Here is a 17,933-nt window from a genome sequence, read left to right as displayed (position 1 = left end):
TTCATTGTTACAACCCCTTTTCACTGAAAAAATGGGATCAAACGCCCGCTTACTCGTAGGTGTAGAAGCCGCGTCCAGTTTTCTTGCCGAGCCAGCCTGCTTTCACATATTTACGCAGCAGCGGACATGGACGGTATTTGTCGTCACCGAAGCCTTCGTGGAGCGTTTCCATAATGTAAAGGCAGGTATCAAGGCCGATGAAATCAGCTAACGTTAACGGCCCCATCGGGTGGTTCATCCCAAGCCTCATCACTTCATCAATCGCTTCTTTCGTGGCGACACCCTCATACAAGGTATAAATCGCTTCATTGATCATCGGCATCAGCACGCGGTTGGAAACGAAGCCAGGGAAATCATTTACTTCCACCGGGACCTTGCTCAACGTTTTCGTCATGTCTTCGATTACTTGGTACACTTCATCAGCCGTTGCAAGGCCGCGGATAATTTCGACGAGCTTCATCACCGGCACCGGATTCATAAAGTGCATGCCGATGACCTTTTCCGGGCGCTTCGTTGCCGCGGCTATTTCAGTAATCGGCAATGACGAGGTGTTGCTTGCTAAAATCGCATGCGTCGGTGCGATTTCATCAAGCTGCGCAAAAATTTTCGTTTTGATTTCCATATTTTCTACTGCTGCCTCGATGACAAGGTCGACTTCAGCAGCATCGTTTAGGTCGGTTGAGGCGGTTAGTCTAGCCAGCACCTCCTGCTTTTGCTCCGCTGTCATCCGGCCTTTATCGACATTACGAGTGAGATTTTTGTTGATGCCCCCAAGCCCGCGTTCAACAAACTCATGTCTTAAATCATTTAATAACACTTGATAGCCTGCTTGAGCACAAACCTGGGCAATTCCCGAGCCCATTTGCCCCGCACCGATGACCATTACCGTTGAAACCTTCATATGTTCCCCTCCGATTAGGGGCTGAAACTCGAGTTTAGCCCCGGTTTTTTTTAAAAAAATGGTTTTGGCTATTTTTCTTATGGTTTTGGCTATTTTTTCGGGTGTTTTGGCTATTTTTTTCACCCTTTTGGCTATTTTTCATGCCCTTTTGGCTAATTAGACATTTATTGGAAAAATAACCCCTGATTCACAGGTACACTTAAGCCCGCGGAACCTCGATCATGATAGCATCACCCTGGCCGCCGCCGCTGCATATCGCAGCCACACCGATTCCGCCGCCGCGCCGCTTCAATTCGTGCATCAAAGTAATGATAATCCGCGCCCCGCTTGCGCCAATCGGGTGCCCTAACGCGACCGCACCGCCATTGACATTGACCTTTTCCGGGTCAAGGCCGGCGATTTTTCCGCTCACCAAGGCCACAGCTGCGAACGCCTCATTGATTTCAAACAAATCAATCTCAGCCAAGTTCCTGCCCGTTTTACGCAAAAGTTCATTGATGACCAGCCCTGGTGTTTGCGGGAAGTCCTTCGCTTCAACAGCGACAGCAGCATGGCCGAGAATCACGGCTTCCACCTCTCGACCTTCACTTACAGCGCGCTCTTCGCTCATGAGCACAAGGGCGGCCGCACCGTCATTGACCCCGGGGGCATTCCCGGCGGTAATGGTTCCCGTCGAATTAAATACCGGCGCTAACTTCGCTAGCCGCTCTAAAGAAGTGTCCTTCCGAGGTCCTTCATCGTGCTCGACAACCAGCGGCGCCCCTTTTCGCTGCGGTACCTCTACGGCAACAATTTCTTCGGCAAACTTCCCGCTCTCCATCGCAGCAATCGCCCGGACATGGCTTCTTAATGCCCACTCATCCTGCGCCTCGCGGCTAATGTCCATTTCTTCAGCTGTCGAGTTGCCGTACGTGCCCATGTGAACTCCGGTAAAGCTGCAGGTCAAACCGTCATGAACCATTAAATCCTTAACAGCACCGTCGCCCATTCTGTAACCCCATCTTGCTTTTGGTAAAATATACGGCGCGTTGCTCATCGATTCCATCCCGCCTGCGACAATTACTTCTTCATCACCGGCACGGATGATTTGATCGGCTAAGCTGACACTGCGCATCCCCGAGGCGCAGACCTTATTGATTGTTTCTGTTTTCACTTCCCAAGGCAGTCCAGCGTGATGGGCGGCCTGACGAGAAGGGATTTGTCCCTGTCCCCCTTGTAAGACGGTTCCCAAGATGACTTCCTGCACATCCGCAGGCTTCACGCCCGCACGCACCAACGCTTCTTTAACCGCAATGCCCCCAAGCTGTGAAGCGGTAAAGCTGCTTATATTTCCCCCTAATTTTCCAAAAGGTGTTCTTACCCCGCTTAAAATCACCGTTCTCCCCATTCAAAACACGCTCCCTTTCCCCACTATTCATTTATGTTATTGTAAAAAAAACTCCCATCCATCTGCAGCGACTGAACGCTCGCTCGAAAACTAAGCAAAAAAACATGCGGACAACAATCAAAATGTAAGCGTTTTATCCTTCTACCTTATTTTACATAAAAAGGAGCAGAAGTTGAAATGTTTTACACAAAATTGCTAAAATTTAAGAAATTCAGGCAACAAATCAACCTCTGCTATACTATAAATTACAATTAAGAAGCTTCACCACAAACTGCTTTTTCAAGGAGTTCAGCGACATCATAGGTCGCAACCGTTTCTTCAACCTCTTTCGCCTTCGTTCCGTCCGATAGCATCGTTAAACAGTATGGGCATCCAGAACTGATGACCGAAGGATTGACTTCTAATGCCTGCTCGGTCCTGCTCACGTTAATGCGGTGACCGGTTTCTTCCTCCATCCACATCAAGCCGCCGCCGGCACCGCAGCACATCGCCTTTTCGCGGCTCCGTTCCATTTCGACGAGCTTCACGCCAGGAATTGCTTTTAAAATTTCCCGCGGCGGATCGTAGACATCATTATAGCGTCCTAAGTAACAGGAATCATGGAAGGTAATGGTTTCGTTGACCTTGTTTGTGGGAACAAGCCGGCCATCCCTCACAAGCTCAAACAGAATTTCGGTATGATGATACACTTCCACATCCTTCAAGCCGAAGTCAGGGTATTCATTTTTGAAAATATTATAGGCATGCGGGTCGATGGTGACAATTTTCTTGACCTCGGCCTTTTCAAACTCCTCGATATTTTTCGTTGCCAGCTCTTGGAACAAGAACTCATTGCCAAGACGGCGCGGTGTGTCACCAGAGTTTTTCTCTTTGTTGCCAAGGATGGCAAATTTCACGCCCGCTTCGTTCATTAGCTTCGCAAACGATAAGGCAATCTTCTGGCTGCGGTTGTCGTATGAGCCCATCGCGCCAACCCAGAAGAGGTATTCGAATTCCTCGCCGGCCTTGTTCATTTCCTTCACGGTTGGAATTTGAACATCATCACGGACATCACGCCAGTTTTCACGCTCTTTGCGGTTTAAGCCCCACGGATTGCCTTGGCGCTCGATATTGGTCATTGCACGCTGGGCATCGGCATCCATTTTTCCTTCGGTTAACACTAAATAACGACGGAGGTCGATAATTTTATCAACATGCTCGTTCATCACTGGGCATTGGTCTTCACAGTTCCGGCAGGTTGTACACGCCCAAATTTCTTCCTCGGTAATCACGTCGCCAATCAAGCTGGGACTGTAAGCAAGCGCAGCAGCTGATTCCTGGGCCCCCTGCCCTGCCGCAGCAAGGGCAATTTGATTTCCTTTTGTGTTTCCAAACGCAAAGGTCGGCACCCATGGCTGCTTTTGCGTAACCGCGGCACCATGATTTGTTAAGTGGTCGCGAAGTTTAACGATTAAATCCATTGGTGACAGCATCTTGCCTGTTCCTGTTGCCGGACACATATTCGTACAGCGGCCGCACTCGACGCAGGCATAGAAATCGATCATTTGGTGCTGGGTAAAGTCTTCAATTTTTCCAACCCCAAAAGTCTCTTGTGTTTCATCTTCAAAATCGACCTTTTGCAGCTTACCCGGTTTTTCTAATCGGTTAAAATAAACGTTTGCCGGTCCGGCGATTAAGTGTGCATGCTTGGATTGCGGCACGTATACCAAGAAAGTCAATAAGAACAATAGATGCGCCCACCAGGCAATGTAGAAAATCACAATTGAAGCGGTTTCACCAAACCAGGAAAACATAAGCGAAATCACGGAGGCGACTGGCTCTGTCCAGGACGGATCTTCACCGTGCCAGATGATGCCCATGCCATTTCCGACGAGAACGGAAACCATCAAGCCGCCGATAAACAAGAGCACAAGGCCAGATTTGAAATTGCGCTTTAAGCGGACTAATTTTTCAACATAACGGCGATGAAATGCCCAGATGACCGCGACAAGGATCATCAGTGTGACAATCTCTTGGAAAAAAGTAAACCCGGCATAGAGCGGCCCTAACGGCAGGTGCGCCCCTGGTTTAATGCCTTTGATAATAAAATCAATCGCGCCAAATTGGACGAGGATGAAGCCGTAAAAAAACATGACGTGGATGGCGCCGCTTTTTTTATCCTTGAGGAGTTTTTTCTGCCCAAACACGTTTACCCAAATTTTTTGGAGCCGCTCTTTGACATTGTTGTCAAACTCGACCTTTTTGCCAAGTTTAATAAAGGCAATCCTTGTTTTCACGACATAAACGAACAGACTAATTGCGTAAGCGGTTACAATTAAAAATGCAATGAGGTTGACCCATAAAAGACCATTCATATAAAAAACGCCCCTTTCTTCATTATTGATCATTTTTGCAAGTTGTCGAAAATAATTAATTTTCTGAACTTATCCCTAATTCTATTATATGGTGAATGAGCATTCAGTCAACCAATTTTTCGAAAGATTTCCTCGACTTATAGAAATAACCGCGCTCGGAAAGACTAACAACACCGAATGGGGGAAAGATTTCCAATGACATTTACACTCATTTCGAGCGGGCTGCTCGTTCTTATCATTTTATGGCTTGTCCTCGACTTTAGGCTGGGCAGAAAGAAGCATCTTTCGCTGGCAGACCAAAGGGAAACTGCTATCCTCCATGGCCGTTTTGAGATTTTTACACACGGAAAGGAGCTGTTCCGTGATTATTTTGCGGAAATCCATAGAGCGAAAAAACATATCCATGTGCTGTTTTATATTGTTAAAGATGATCGTTTAGGCGAGGAATTTTTTACACTTTTAAAAGATAAGGCGCGGGAAGGTGTAGAGGTTCGGCTTTTACTTGACCGGATTGGGAGCTTTGAGGTTAACAAGGTGACGGTGAAGGGATTACGGGATGCCGGTGTCCAATTTGCGTTTAGTAATCGGATTAAGCTTCCCTTTCCGTTTTATTCCTCACAGGTTCGGAATCACCGCAAGATTTCAATTATTGATGGCGAAATCGGGTACCTTGGCGGCTTTAATGTCGGATTGGAATATATTGATGAAGACCCAAAGCTCAGTCCGTGGCGCGATTACCATTTAAAGATAAGCGGCGAAGGGGTAAATTATTTGCAGAGTGAGTTTTTAATTGATTGGAATGAATACAGCGGTGAGAATTTATTAGACCGGCCAGCTTATTTCCCTGACCTGCCAAGGGGTGAGGTCCGCCATCAATTCATTCCAACGGAAGCCGGTCAGCTTGAAGTAAGCTTTATTCGCTTGATTCAGAAAGCAGAGCAATCCATCATGATTGGCACCCCTTATTTTATTCCAAGTGCGGCGATTTTTGCAGAACTTACGGAAGCTCAGCGCCGCGGCGTCAACCTTACTGTTATGGTACCCTATACCGCTGACCATTTCCTCGTCCAAGAGGCTTCGTTCCGCTATTTACGAAAGCTGCTGGCAGCTGGAGCTTTGGTCTATCAATATAAAAATGGTTTTTATCATGCGAAAACGATTGTGATTGATGACAAAATCTGCGACATCGGCACGGCCAATTTTGATAAACGGAGTTTGTTTTTAAATAAAGAAATCAATTGCTTTCTTTACGATCCAGCTTTTATTAACCGCGTTACGGCTGTAATTGAAAAGGATATCCTTGAAGCCGAGCGATTGACATTGGCCGAACTCAATAAAGCGAATTTGTATCGGTCTGTGAAGGAAGGCCTGGCTGGAGCGATTTCGTATTTTTTATAAAAATGAAAACCGTTGTCGGATACCCATGTATATGTAAAATTGAATAGCGTCCTCGAACCGCTGTCGGAGACTCTTTTCTTATTTTTTATAAATGAATAGAGTCCCCGAACCAATGTCGGGGACTCTGTTAACATTATTCCTCAATAAGATTTAGCACCGGAACATCGCGCTCATTTTCTGGATCCTTCTTTGAATAGATCCGCGCCATCTTTGTGGCTTCGTCGACGTGCTGGATGATGACAGGGTTCCCGTCATAGGTCACATTGATCATATCTGCGGATTCGGCAATCTCCTTTGCTCTTCCTATATTCATCGGTTCGGTTCACTCCTCATTGAAAATTCTCTATTAATATTTGTGTTTTTTTGGAATATATTCGTTTTCATGGGCTGTTTCTGAGAAAAAATCCACTAGCTAATCGGGAAAATCCTTCTGTTGGCATGTTTAGATGATTTACTGTCTACTTTGTTCCTTTTACTGTCCGGTTTTGCCGATTTACTATCCGGTTTTAGTAATTTACTGTCCACTTTTCTATCTTTACTCTCCGGTTTCACCGATTTACTGTCCACTTTTCATCATTTACTGTCCACTTCAAAAAACAAAGCCCCCTTATCCAAGTAAGGGGGCCAAATCCAACCAACTTATTACATTTTTTCCGGTGCCGAAACGCCGATTAATGCCAGCGCATTTTTCAATGAGATTTGCACCGCTCTCACCAATGCAAGGCGAGCCTTTGTCCGCTCCGGCTGTTCGCTATCCAACACTTTTTCCGCATTATAAAAACTATGGAATGTCGACGCTAACTCAAAGATATAATTGGTAATCCGGTGCGGCACGCGTTTCAGCGCTGCTTCGCCGACTGCCGACGGGAACTCGCCAAGCTTTTTCAACAAGTCGATTTCCTTTTCCGAAGATGCCGCTAGCGAAAAATCAACATCCGCATCAGCCGTCAAACCTTGCTCCTCGCCCGAACGTATAATGCTCGAAATCCGTGCATGGGCATACTGTGCGTAGTAAACCGGATTTTCATTCGACTCTGACACTGCTAAATCGAGGTCAAAATCCATATGGGTATCCGAGCTGCGCATTGCAAAGAAATAACGGGTCGCATCGAGGCCGACCTCATCGACCAAATCGCGCATCGTGACTGCTTTTCCGGTCCGCTTGCTCATCTTCATCTTCTCGCCGTTTTTATAAAGGTGAACAAGCTGGATGATTTCCACCTCAAGGGCCTCGCGGTCATAGCCGAGCGCCTGGATTGCCGCCTTCATCCGTGGAATATAACCGTGGTGGTCAGCACCCCAAATATTGATCAGCTTTTCAAAGCCGCGGCCGAGTTTGTCCTTATGATAAGCAATATCTGGAGTCAGATACGTGTAAGAACCATCCTGCTTGATCAGCACGCGGTTCTTGTCATCACCAAAATCGGTTGAACGCAGCCACGTCGCACCGTCCTCTTCGTACACATAGCCGCTTGCACGTAATGCCTTCAAGGCCTCGTCAATTTTTCCATTTTTATAAAGTGAGGTTTCCGAATACCAGACATCAAAGCCGACACGGAAATCCGCTAGATCCTTCTTCAACTTCGCCATTTCGTAGCTCAAACCGTACTCGCGGAAAAATTCAAACCGCTCCGCTTCCGGAACCCCAACGTACTTATCGCCAAACTCTTCCGCCAGCGTCTTGCCGATGCCAATAATATCGGCCCCGTGGTAGCCATCCGCCGGCATTTCTTTTTCCAGCCCAAGCGCCTGGAAATAGCGGGCCTCGACAGACAATGCGAGATTATTAATCTGGTTGCCGGCATCATTAATATAGTATTCGCGGGACACATCGTAGCCCGCTTTCGCTAAAATATTGCAGAGCGAATCACCCACCGCAGCACCGCGGGCATGTCCGAGGTGCAAGTCGCCCGTTGGATTGGCCGACACGAACTCGACCTGAAGTTTCTGGCCGCCGCCGACCGTCGTTTCGCCATACTTGTCCGCAGCCTCCAAGACTGTAGGAATCAAGTCGGTTAAATAGCTATTATTCATGTAAAAATTAATAAACCCTGGACCCGCCAGTTCAATTTTTTCAATCGAAGCCTGCGACCGGTCAAAATTGGCTACCAACGCCTCGGCAATTATCCGCGGCGCCTTTTTCGCCACCCGTGCGAGCTGCATCGCCATATTCGTCGAGTAATCGCCATGCGCTTTTTCCTTCGGAATTTCTAGGATGACATCAGGAATCTGCTCTTCAGTCGCAAGCCCTGCCTTTAGCACCGCCGCACGAATTTCTTCCTTTATTTTACTTTGAACCTGTTCCACTATATTCATTTTTTATCCTCCTGAAAGGTAATTTCTAAATGGTATGTACCACCGGGCGAGCCCTGCATCGCAAAGTCATAAAGGATCTCAATATGACCGTCTGTACGCTCGATTTTTCTCGCAAAGGTCGTAGTTTCAAACGTACCAAACGGCATTTCGTAGCTGCCGCGCAGTATTTTATTTAAACGAAACGGCAGGCGCATTTTCACCGCACCGCCCCTTAATATCAGTGCTTCCTCAGTTGCCACCTTTACAATTGTGCGAACCGTCCCTTCCTCGAGCACTTCCTCATACTGAAGAAAAAACGCATCTCCTTTATGAGAAGCGCGGCCAAACACCACCAGTTCGAACGCTTCCTGCTCATCAATCGTCGTTTTCACATTAATCTTTACAGGTATTTCTGTATTCAACAAAAGTATTGCACTTCCCTCTTAAAAGGAACTCGGAGTCAGCTCTCTTTATTCGTCCTAGAATTCATCCTTAACATCCGCGCCACAACGCATACTTATCTATTATAAACATTGCCACCACACAAATCAAAAGATGCCCCCCCTACGATGGGGAGGGCATCAAACCTTAGGTGTCAGGCACTTGTTAGCTATTTTTACCAGATGGTGTCAGGCACCATTTTCCTTTAATTCCCAAGTGGTGTCAGGCACCAATTACCTATTTTACCCAGCCGAGGAGCATTTCGCGAAGTAGTTTGCTTGCTGTGTTTGCTGTTTGCTCGGAGTGGTCGTAAATTGGCGCTACTTCTACAAGGTCACCGCCGACTACGTTTACCTCGGATCGAGCAATTGCATGGATGGAGGCAAGCAGTTCCTTCGAGGTGATGCCGCCGCAATCGACTGTCCCTGTTCCAGGGGCATGGGCGGGATCCAATACGTCGATGTCAATCGTGACATAGACAGGCCTTCCCGCAAGCGTTGGCAGAATTTCCTTTAATGGCTCGAGTACTTCAAATTTAGAAATGTGCATGCCATTTTGCTTTGCCCATTCAAATTCTTCCTTCATCCCGGAACGGATGCCGAAAGAATAGACATTTTTTGGCCCAATCAATTCAGCAATTTTACGAATCGGCGTCGAGTGGGACAGCGGCTCGCCTTCATAATTTTCGCGCAGATCGGTATGGGCGTCAAAATGAATAATTGCTAAATCTGGATATTTTTTATAAACAGCCTTCATCACTGGCCATGATACGAGATGCTCCCCGCCCATGCCAAGCGGGAACTTGCCAGCCGCAAGAATCTGATCAACAAACTCTTCAATTAAATCCAGGCTGCGCTGCGCATTCCCAAACGGCAGCGGAATGTCGCCGGCATCGAAATATTTTACCTCGTCAAGTTCGCGGTCGAGGTAGACGCTATACTCCTCGAGGCCAATCGACACCTCGCGAATACGCGACGGGCCGAACCGGGATCCAGGGCGGTAGCTGACCGTCCAATCCATCGGCATCCCGTACAACACAACCTGACTTTCTTCAAAATTCGGGTGACTCTTAATAAAGACATTCCCCGAATACGCTTCATCAAAACGCATCATTGCATCTCCTTCTTTCATGGGGTCAGACCCCCATCACTGGGGGTCTGACCCCCCGCCATTTTACTTCACTAAATCGCCAACAAATTTAGGCAATACGAAGGCTGCTTTGTGCAACTCTTTTGTATAGTATTTCGTTTCGATTTCGTGGAAGCGGTCTTCGCTTACTGCTAATGGGTCGTATTTCTTCGAACCGATGGTAAATGCCCAGAGGCCGCTTGGGTACGTTGGGATATTGGCTACGTACAAATTGGTAATCGGGAAGATTTCCTTCACGTCGCGCTGTACACTTCGGATTAAATCTGCCTTAAACCATGGGTTATCGGATTGAGCAACAAAGATTCCGTCTTCCTTTAACGCCTTGGAAATCCCGGCATAGAAGCCTTTTGTAAATAAGTTAACGGCAGGACCGACCGGCTCAGTTGAATCCACCATAATCACGTCATAAGCATTTTCGCTTTCAGCAATATGCATAAAGCCATCGCCCACCTGAACGTCGACGCGCTCGTCTTCAAGCCAGCCGGCAATCTCCGGCAAAAATTTCTTTGAATACTCGATTACTTTGCCATCAATATCAACAAGCGTTGCTTTCTTCACGCTTGGGTGCTTTAACACTTCGCGGATCACACCGCCGTCGCCGCCGCCGACAACAAGCACATTCTCAGGATTTGGGTGCGTAAATAATGGAACGTGCGCCACCATTTCATGATAAACAAACTCGTCTTTAACAGAAGTCATCACCATGTCGTCTAATAACAGCATGTTGCCCCACTCTTCGGTTTCAATCATATCCAGCTTTTGAAATTCCGTTTGCTCTGTATGTAAGGTTTTATTTACTTTCATTGTGATACCAAAGTTTTCAGTTTGCTTTTCTGTAAACCAAATTGACATCTCCATCTTCCTTCCATTTTATCCTATTTTCGGTAATGAACTTCGACTACTGTCTAGCTCCAGCGCCCAGCGGCTAGTGGACTTCGCTCTTCTCCCTACGATAAGTCAACATCGGATGCGCTCTGCTCTCCGTGTTTCCTTTATCTCAGTCGAAGCGCTCCAGTCCATACGCCGCTAAACGGGCGCTTCCGCTTTTCTTTTTTATACTACCCAACCTATTGAATTACAAACGGAAAAAAAAGTCTAGCAAAATTTTATGAAATCCCTAAGAAAATGTTTAAAATAAGTCTATTTTTTCAATACTATTACTATCTAAATTTTTAGCCGGGGGTGAACACAGTGGAAATCATGACTGATCACGGGTTTAGGAAGACAGTTAAATATTTGCGGGCATTTATTATCATCAGTTTGATAGGCATGATTTGTATGCTTGTTCTATTCCTTGGCATTCTTGCCTATGCAAAAATTTTGGGGGCGCCGCCGCTCGCTGTTCCGCAATCAACGCTTTTCTACGCCGATGATGGGACACTGATTGGTGAGAGTAACAGCGGCCAAAAGCGCTACTGGGTCGGTCTTAAGGATATTTCACCGGATTTAGTGAATGCGACCGTTTCGATTGAGGACAAAAGTTTTTACAGCCATCATGGTTTTGACCTTAAACGGATTGCCGGTGCTGTTCTTGCCGATATTCAAGCTTTTGCCAAGGTACAGGGTGCGAGCACGATCACCCAGCAATACGCACGGAATCTGTTTCTCGAACACGATAAAACATGGAACCGCAAGCTGCACGAAGCTTTTTATACCATCCGCCTTGAAATGAATTACTCGAAAAACGACATTCTTGAAGGCTATTTAAATACGATCTATTATGGCAACGGTGCATATGGTGTCGAAGCGGCTAGTCAATATTATTTTGGCAAAAAGGCGGCGGATTTAACCCTTGCTGAAGCAAGCATGCTGGCGGGAATTCCGAAGGGGCCCGGCCTCTACTCACCGCTTGCCTCAATGGAAAACGCCAAACGCCGGCAGGCGATTATTTTAGCAACAATGGTGAAAAATGGCTACATTCAAAAAGATACGGCAAAAACAGCGTTAGCACAGACGCTCACGTTAACGGGCATCCACACAACCCAAAAGGTTAAGGTCGCCCCTTATTTTCAGGATGCCGTCAAAAATGCCTTGAAAAATCAATTACATCTTGACGACCGCACGATTGCCCTCGGCGGTTTAAAGGTTTTTACCACCCTTGACTTGAAACAGCAGGAAGCAGCGGAAAGGCAAATCCAGCAATACGTTTCCAGCTCGTCAGAAATTCAGGTGGGATTAGTCGCAATGGATCCGAAAAATGGCTATCTAAAAGCGATGGTCGGCGGACGGGACTATGAAAAAAGTCCGTTTAACCGGGCCGTCCAAGCGATAAGGCAGCCCGGCTCGACCATCAAGCCGCTGCTTTATTACGCGGCGCTTGAGCAGGGCTTTACCCCATCATCGACAATGCGAAGCGAGTATACGACCTTTCATTTTGATGATGGCCAGGCCGACTATACACCCCATAACTTTAACAACAAATATGCAGACGGCGAAATAACGCTGGCACAGGCGCTCGCCGTCTCCGATAATATCTTTGCCGTCAAGACGCATTTATTTTTAGGAGAAGAGTCGTTAATCGAAACGGCCAAGCGCTTTGGCCTATCGACAAAAATGGCGCAGGTTCCGTCGCTGGCATTAGGGACTTCAGGCGTTCGTGTGATTGAAATGGCCAATGCTTACAGCCTGCTTGCTAACGGCGGGAAGCGGGTTAATCCGACCTTGATTACAAGAGTCGAAGATTATAATGGCCATGTTATTTTTGAAAAAAAACAGGAGGCAAAAAAGGTATTGGATCCGGCCAAGGCGTTTGTGCTGACGCAAATGCTGACGGGGATTTTCGATAAAAAGCTGAACGGCTACGCCAAGGTCACCGGCAGCACAATCATCAACGATTTAACGCGGCCCTATGCGGGAAAATCGGGATCAACGGAAACGGACAGCTGGATGATTGGCTATTCGCCACAGCTCGTTACGGCTGTATGGGCGGGCTATGATATCGGCAAGCCGATTGAGCTTACGGCCGAAAAGACATACGCGAAAAACATCTGGGCGGGCTTTATGGAGGAGGCTTTAGAGGGCAAGCCGGTCAAGGCGTTTACGGCGCCGAAAGAGGGGGTTATCGGCGTTTACGTTGCCCCCGCGAACGGCAAGCTGGCAACAAAAGACTGCCCGGTCCGGCGCTTCACCTATTTTGTCGCCGGCACCGAACCAACGGAATATTGCACCGATCACCTAAAGAATGCGGATCCAGACACTAAGAAACAGAAGAATAACAAAAAAGTACCATGGTATAAAAAAATAATGCCATGGAGTTAAAAGAAAAGCGCAAGCGCCCTGTTCAGCGGCGTATGGCCTGGAGCACTCCAACTGAGATAAAGGAAACACGATGAACTTCGTTTATCGATGTTGACTTATCGTAGGGCGGAGTGTGAAGGACACTAGCCGCTAGGGACGCTTGCGCTGGACAATTCTCGAAGTCGAAACTTACAAATTTTTGTATTTTAAAATAGAAAAGCTCCGGAGGAATTCCCCCGGAGCTTTTCTTGTCCTAGTTTTACGTGTATTCACACAATGCTAATAATACTATCTATTTTTCAAAAAAACCATAAGTAATTATCCACTTTTGAAAAATGTTTACCTTGCTGCTAATCCATTTTTCAGTTCATCATTGGAATTATTCCACAATACTTCATTATGCCCACGGAGGAAATCCGCCAGCACTTGCTTCGACTTCGCATCCATCTCGTCGACGATGATATGGCGCTTTAACGACTTATCCATCCTGTTGACATGTACCGGCAGTGATTTGAAGCCGCGCCGGATTTCCCGGTCCACGGTCATATAGCAGGCGGTCACCCCGGCATAATACGGTCCTTCCGGCTTGCGGTCAATCGTCACCCACACAAGCCAATACGGTTTCCCGTTCGGTACTTCTTCTTCCGTTTTTAAAAATTTTATCCCTTTTTCGACGACACTGCGGGCATGCATGGCGCCGACATCAATTTCGGCCGTGCCTTCGTTGACATCAATAATAACAGGCGAGACATTATCAAGACTTAATGCGCCCTTGCCATAGCCCTTATGCCCGTCTGTCGGGTCACTTTTGATAATATTAAAACCAAGCTTTTTCTTTTTTTCATCCATTGCTGCTGCAGGCCTCCTTATAAAATTAACCCCTTAATGAAAGAACCAAGGACATTCCACACCCTGGGAACGACCTCTTGAAACATAGGCTGAATGGTAAATCGATTTAATGGTGTAATGACTAATATTAAAAAAATTAAGATGCCATATTGTTCGTATTGCGTCATTTTTGCCCGAAGTTGATTAGGGGCTAAATCCTCGACAATCCGATAGCCGTCAAGGGGCGGGAGCGGCAGCAGATTAAAAACGAATAAGACGATGTTGAGCCAGATAAATATCTCTAGAAAAAGATAAAAATTGTCTGATGCCGCTCCGAACCGATTTATCCCGAAGTTAATCATAAAGCCGATCGCCGCCAATACCAAATTGGAGAGTGGCCCTGCAACCGACACGAGCACACCTGCCAGGCGCGGCTTTTTAAAGTGAAAGCGATTGACCGGTACCGGACGGGCCCAGCCAAAGCCGGCAATCAAAATTAAGATGGTTCCGAACGGGTCAAGATGTTTGATTGGATTCAACGTCAGCCGACCTTGGTTTTTCGCTGTCATGTCGCCGAATTTATAGGCAACAAAGGCATGGGCAAATTCGTGAAACGTAAACGCAATGATAAGCGTAATCACTACATAGGGAATCTCCTGAAGCGGGTAGGCAAGAAATCGTTCCAATAGTGTTTCTCCTTCCTCATGAAAACGGCTTGGGCACCGCACTCTATATTTCTTTTAGTATACATGAAACGGCTTCAAAAAAGAAAAGCAAATGCGCTGACGGTGATTGCACTTTTTCTTTGTTTGTGAAAAACTGTTATGAGCTGGACAATTTTAAAGGAGGAAACACATCATGCCATATGTAACCGTAAAAATGATCGAAGGCCGTTCCGAGGACCAAAAGCGGGCGTTAGTTGAAAAGGTAACTGCCGCCGTCAGCGAAACCACAGGCGCCCCAACAGAAAACATCACCGTCTTCATCGAAGAAATGAGCAAAAACCACTACGCCGTCGGCGGCGTCCGCGCAAGCGACAAATAAGAAAAGCTGTAAGGGTGTCAGGCACCATGTGAAAATTTCACATGGTGCCTGACACCCTCCGTGGACATTTGTCTTCCTGGGGTGGACAAAAAAAAGAGTGTGAATTCAAATTTGGAATTCACACTTATATTATCCTTTAAATTTTGACTCATCGTTTGAATTTCCAATCTTCATTTTTTCGAGTTCTAGTCTCATTTTGTCGGTTTCGACCAAATAGTTTTCATGTTTTAACTTTTCAAGTTCGAGTTGATCTTTAATTATTTCATGCTTTATTTTAGACTGTTTCTCTAAATGACTCGTAATAATTCCGGCAAGTGGTATTATTAAAAAAATACTAACCCAAATAATCACTGCTCTCCCGCCTCCCTCATTTACTCGATAGACAAATCATAGCAAATTTTCAAAAAAATGAATATGGGTTTGACTGAAAATTCCGCAACAAAAAAACCGCCCGGAATTTATCGCTCCTAGCGGTTTTGACAAAACTTATTGAATTTTCACCTTCAAGGTTTCAATATATCGATACGCCTCATCGATTTCCGCCTCGGTGTAGCGCTGGCTGCTTTTTAACGTAAACACCTTGTTCGCAACGTCCGCTTTTGAAAGATTATCAAAATATAATACCGTTGAAACCAGCTCGAGGAATCTAGCATTCTGCCCGTTCATATCGGTCAGGCAATCCTGCAAAAACGGCATTTCCACCTCATTCAGGCTCAAAAACTCTTTCCCGGAATCCGTCAGCGTGTAGCGATATTGAAAATAGCCGCCCTTTTTCTCCTTCACTTCATCGAGAAAACCCATATTACACAACTCTTCCACCCTTGTCGTCAACTCCTCCGAGTACGGACCGTAAAAGTGAAACTGAAACCGCTCCTGAAAGGGAAAAGCAATCTTCTTCGCAATATATATCATCTTTTGCAGCTTTTTTCTGCCGGTAATTTCACCGGAAACCATAATCGCCTGCATCAGCTTCGCATGATCATTTAACAACGTTCGTCATCTCCTACTCCAATTAACCAACACTCATTCTATCTCTAAAAGCGCCCGTATTTGTCTTTTAAGATTCTTTTTCGTCGAGTCATCCCAAATAAAATCAGCCGGGTAATAAAGCTTATGATCGGTTCTTCTTTTTCCAGAAATCGCATCGACAATCTCCGACTCCCGTGATAACTCCCGTAAATCTCCATTTTTCATCAACAAATGAATCGGCAGCCGCTCCTCTTCCTCACCGGGCCGGTAAAAATCATACGGCAAATCCGAAGACGAATCGACAACCAAATAATATTCCGGGTCAATACCTGCCTTTTTGAATAAGGAATTCAGTTCGGCGAGCTTCTTGTATTCTTTCGCAGGGTCAAATTCGGCAAACTTGAACAGATTGCGATTGACAAAACGCCGGCAAAGGTCGCGTAAAATAGCGTCTTCTTCCTCCTGCCAAATTTGAAAATAATATAAAATAACAGATTCATCTAATTTTAAATAGTCTTCTAATGTTACCCGGCCATGAAAAATAGACGTAAAGTGGAGCGGCTCGTATTTAAAAGCATAGTTTTCTTCAAACAGTTGCTTGGCGCGGTGAAGGATTTTCGTCAAAATTACCTCGGCGCTCCTTGATACCGGATGGAAGTATACCTGCCAGTACATCTGGTAGCGGCTCATGATATAATCCTCAACCGCATGCATCCCGCTCTTTTTGATCACGACTTGGTCTTCCCGCGGCCGCATTACCCTTAGGATTCTTTCCATGTCAAAATGGCCATAGCTGACACCGGTGAAATACGCATCCCGCTGCAAATAATCCATCCGGTCGGCATCAATCTGGCTTGAAATCAGGCTGATGACCAGCTTCTTTTCCGACGTTTTCGCAATCACTTCGGCTACTTTAGCAGGGAAATCAGGGCCGACCTTCAAGAGAATCTCATTTACCTCTGTTTCTCCTAAAATAATCTTCCTGGTAAAGTCCTCATGATCAAAATCAAACACCTTTTCAAAGGAATGAGAAAAGGGGCCGTGCCCGAGGTCGTGGAGCAGGGCGGCACATAGGGTCAGAAGCCGGTCATTATCGTCCCATTCCGGCCTGCCGGCAAACACATCATCAATGATGCGGCGGACAATTTCATAGACCCCGAGCGAGTGGTTAAAGCGGCTGTGCTCCGCTCCGTGAAAGGTCAAAAAGGTCGTTCCAAGCTGTTTAATCCGGCGGAGGCGCTGAAACTCCTTCGTTCCAATTAAATCCCAAATCGCCCGGTCGCGCACATGGACGTAGCGATGGACAGGGTCTTTAAATACCTTTTCTTCGAATAGTTTTTCCGCCGAATATGCCATTGCTTTCCCTCTTCCTCATATACTTGCTTGGCTAGCTCTTCTCGCCTAGCCCCTCGAGGTCACAAGCCAATCCGGCCAAAAGGTTAAAAAGCAACCTTTCGTCCGGCTCGTCTTGTGCTATGCCTGAGGCTGAGCAAGGCGCTTCCGCTTTTCTTGTTCCTATTATATCCTAAAATCCACCTATTTTTCAGCAAAATTCCGCAGGATTTTTCGACAACCTGCTTTGGGTGTCAGGCACCATATACCACAAAAAGGAAAATGGTGCCTGACACCAAATCCCATAAAAAGTAAAAATCACCCAAGCTCTCAGACTGAGGTGATTATTTTATCTTTTTGCTGACTTTTTCCATTAATTCCTCTTCCGTTAATGCGGCAACTGGGCGGTTATTAACGAAGGCAAAGGTTTTTTTCCGGCCGGGTCCGCAATAGGACTGGCAGCCAATCTTGATGTCGGCATCCGGATCGATATCTTTCAAGCGAGGGATTAATGTCTTCAAATTCACGGCCTGGCAATCATCACAAACACGAAATTCATTCGACATTCGTTACAACCCTTTCTACGGTCAATCTCTAT

18 protein-coding genes are annotated in these 17,933 nt (G+C 46.4%); 3 read left to right on the top strand and 15 right to left on the bottom strand.

Going from position 1 to position 17,933, the window contains the following annotated elements; genetic code table 11:
* Positions 1-49: 49 nt before the first annotated feature.
* The 3 genes from BANVL01_RS19380 to BANVL01_RS19370 all read right to left on the bottom strand — a co-directional run bounded on the left by BANVL01_RS19380 (position 50) and on the right by BANVL01_RS19370 (position 4,642).
* The gene (locus tag BANVL01_RS19380; protein ID WP_066097129.1) at positions 50-901 is read right to left on the bottom strand and encodes a 3-hydroxybutyryl-CoA dehydrogenase; all 852 of its coding nucleotides are present in this window, start codon (positions 899-901) and stop codon (positions 50-52) included.
* A 199-nt stretch (positions 902-1,100) separates the two neighbouring features.
* Positions 1,101-2,288, bottom strand: a complete 1,188-nt coding sequence (locus BANVL01_RS19375) for an acetyl-CoA C-acetyltransferase (protein ID WP_066093972.1) — start codon at positions 2,286-2,288, stop codon at positions 1,101-1,103.
* A 251-nt stretch (positions 2,289-2,539) separates the two neighbouring features.
* Entirely contained in the window at positions 2,540-4,642 is a 2,103-nt protein-coding gene (locus BANVL01_RS19370; RefSeq protein ID WP_066093975.1) for a (Fe-S)-binding protein, read from the bottom strand.
* A 195-nt stretch (positions 4,643-4,837) separates the two neighbouring features.
* Between BANVL01_RS19370 and cls the strand changes: the two genes are divergently transcribed.
* Entirely contained in the window at positions 4,838-6,040 is a 1,203-nt protein-coding gene (cls, locus tag BANVL01_RS19365) for a cardiolipin synthase (protein WP_066093978.1), read from the top strand.
* Between the two features lie 133 nt (positions 6,041-6,173).
* On the opposite strand, the gene BANVL01_RS19360 is transcribed toward cls, so the two are convergent.
* The 6 genes from BANVL01_RS19360 to speE all read right to left on the bottom strand — a co-directional run bounded on the left by BANVL01_RS19360 (position 6,174) and on the right by speE (position 10,777).
* Positions 6,174-6,353 (bottom strand): H-type small acid-soluble spore protein, encoded by a 180-nt coding sequence (locus BANVL01_RS19360; protein WP_066093981.1) that lies wholly within the window; start codon positions 6,351-6,353, stop codon positions 6,174-6,176.
* A 95-nt stretch (positions 6,354-6,448) separates the two neighbouring features.
* Positions 6,449-6,607: a hypothetical protein gene (locus tag BANVL01_RS27885; protein ID WP_218010678.1), complete on the bottom strand. Its 159-nt coding sequence runs from the start codon at positions 6,605-6,607 to the stop codon at positions 6,449-6,451.
* Between the two features lie 75 nt (positions 6,608-6,682).
* Positions 6,683-8,356: an arginine--tRNA ligase gene (gene argS, locus BANVL01_RS19355; RefSeq protein WP_066093984.1), complete on the bottom strand. Its 1,674-nt coding sequence runs from the start codon at positions 8,354-8,356 to the stop codon at positions 6,683-6,685.
* The gene (locus BANVL01_RS19350) at positions 8,353-8,757 is read right to left on the bottom strand and encodes a YwiB family protein (RefSeq protein ID WP_235845667.1); all 405 of its coding nucleotides are present in this window, start codon (positions 8,755-8,757) and stop codon (positions 8,353-8,355) included. Before BANVL01_RS19350 ends, argS begins: the two co-directional genes overlap by 4 nt.
* A 256-nt stretch (positions 8,758-9,013) precedes the next feature.
* Positions 9,014-9,886 (bottom strand): agmatinase, encoded by an 873-nt coding sequence (speB, locus tag BANVL01_RS19345; protein ID WP_066097132.1) that lies wholly within the window; start codon positions 9,884-9,886, stop codon positions 9,014-9,016.
* A gap of 63 nt (positions 9,887-9,949) precedes the next feature.
* The gene (gene speE / locus BANVL01_RS19340; RefSeq protein WP_066093988.1) at positions 9,950-10,777 is read right to left on the bottom strand and encodes a spermidine synthase; all 828 of its coding nucleotides are present in this window, start codon (positions 10,775-10,777) and stop codon (positions 9,950-9,952) included.
* A gap of 339 nt (positions 10,778-11,116) precedes the next feature.
* Here speE and BANVL01_RS19335 point away from each other — a divergent pair, with 339 nt between their 5' ends.
* Positions 11,117-13,183, top strand: a complete 2,067-nt coding sequence (locus BANVL01_RS19335) for a transglycosylase domain-containing protein (RefSeq protein ID WP_066093990.1) — start codon at positions 11,117-11,119, stop codon at positions 13,181-13,183.
* 318 nt (positions 13,184-13,501) lie between these two features.
* On the opposite strand, the gene BANVL01_RS19330 is transcribed toward BANVL01_RS19335, so the two are convergent.
* Positions 13,502-14,011 carry a YwhD family protein gene (locus BANVL01_RS19330; RefSeq protein WP_066093993.1) on the bottom strand — a complete coding sequence of 170 codons (510 nt, stop codon included), beginning with the start codon at positions 14,009-14,011 and terminating at the stop codon, positions 13,502-13,504.
* 17 nt (positions 14,012-14,028) lie between these two features.
* The gene (locus BANVL01_RS19325; protein ID WP_066093996.1) at positions 14,029-14,676 is read right to left on the bottom strand and encodes a site-2 protease family protein; all 648 of its coding nucleotides are present in this window, start codon (positions 14,674-14,676) and stop codon (positions 14,029-14,031) included.
* A gap of 172 nt (positions 14,677-14,848) precedes the next feature.
* Here BANVL01_RS19325 and thmT point away from each other — a divergent pair, with 172 nt between their 5' ends.
* Positions 14,849-15,034, top strand: a complete 186-nt coding sequence (gene thmT / locus BANVL01_RS19320; RefSeq protein ID WP_066093998.1) for a 2-hydroxymuconate tautomerase — start codon at positions 14,849-14,851, stop codon at positions 15,032-15,034.
* A gap of 129 nt (positions 15,035-15,163) precedes the next feature.
* On the opposite strand, the gene BANVL01_RS19315 is transcribed toward thmT, so the two are convergent.
* The 4 genes from BANVL01_RS19315 to BANVL01_RS19300 all read right to left on the bottom strand — a co-directional run bounded on the left by BANVL01_RS19315 (position 15,164) and on the right by BANVL01_RS19300 (position 17,901).
* On the bottom strand, positions 15,164-15,385 hold the full coding sequence (locus BANVL01_RS19315; protein ID WP_066094000.1) for a hypothetical protein: 222 nt from the start codon (positions 15,383-15,385) through the stop codon (positions 15,164-15,166).
* 135 nt (positions 15,386-15,520) lie between these two features.
* Positions 15,521-16,024, bottom strand: a complete 504-nt coding sequence (locus BANVL01_RS19310) for a YwgA family protein (RefSeq protein WP_066094003.1) — start codon at positions 16,022-16,024, stop codon at positions 15,521-15,523.
* Between the two features lie 33 nt (positions 16,025-16,057).
* Positions 16,058-17,359, bottom strand: a complete 1,302-nt coding sequence (locus BANVL01_RS19305) for an HD domain-containing protein (RefSeq protein ID WP_066094006.1) — start codon at positions 17,357-17,359, stop codon at positions 16,058-16,060.
* A gap of 320 nt (positions 17,360-17,679) precedes the next feature.
* Positions 17,680-17,901: a YuzB family protein gene (locus BANVL01_RS19300; RefSeq protein WP_066094008.1), complete on the bottom strand. Its 222-nt coding sequence runs from the start codon at positions 17,899-17,901 to the stop codon at positions 17,680-17,682.
* Positions 17,902-17,933: the final 32 nt, after the last annotated feature.

Origin of the sequence: Neobacillus novalis NBRC 102450, assembly GCF_001591805.1 — a bacterium.
GTDB lineage: Bacteria > Bacillota > Bacilli > Bacillales > Cytobacillaceae > Neobacillus > Neobacillus novalis.
The sequence above is the reverse complement of the archived record's forward strand: the minus strand, read 5'-3'. Positions and strand labels throughout refer to the sequence as shown.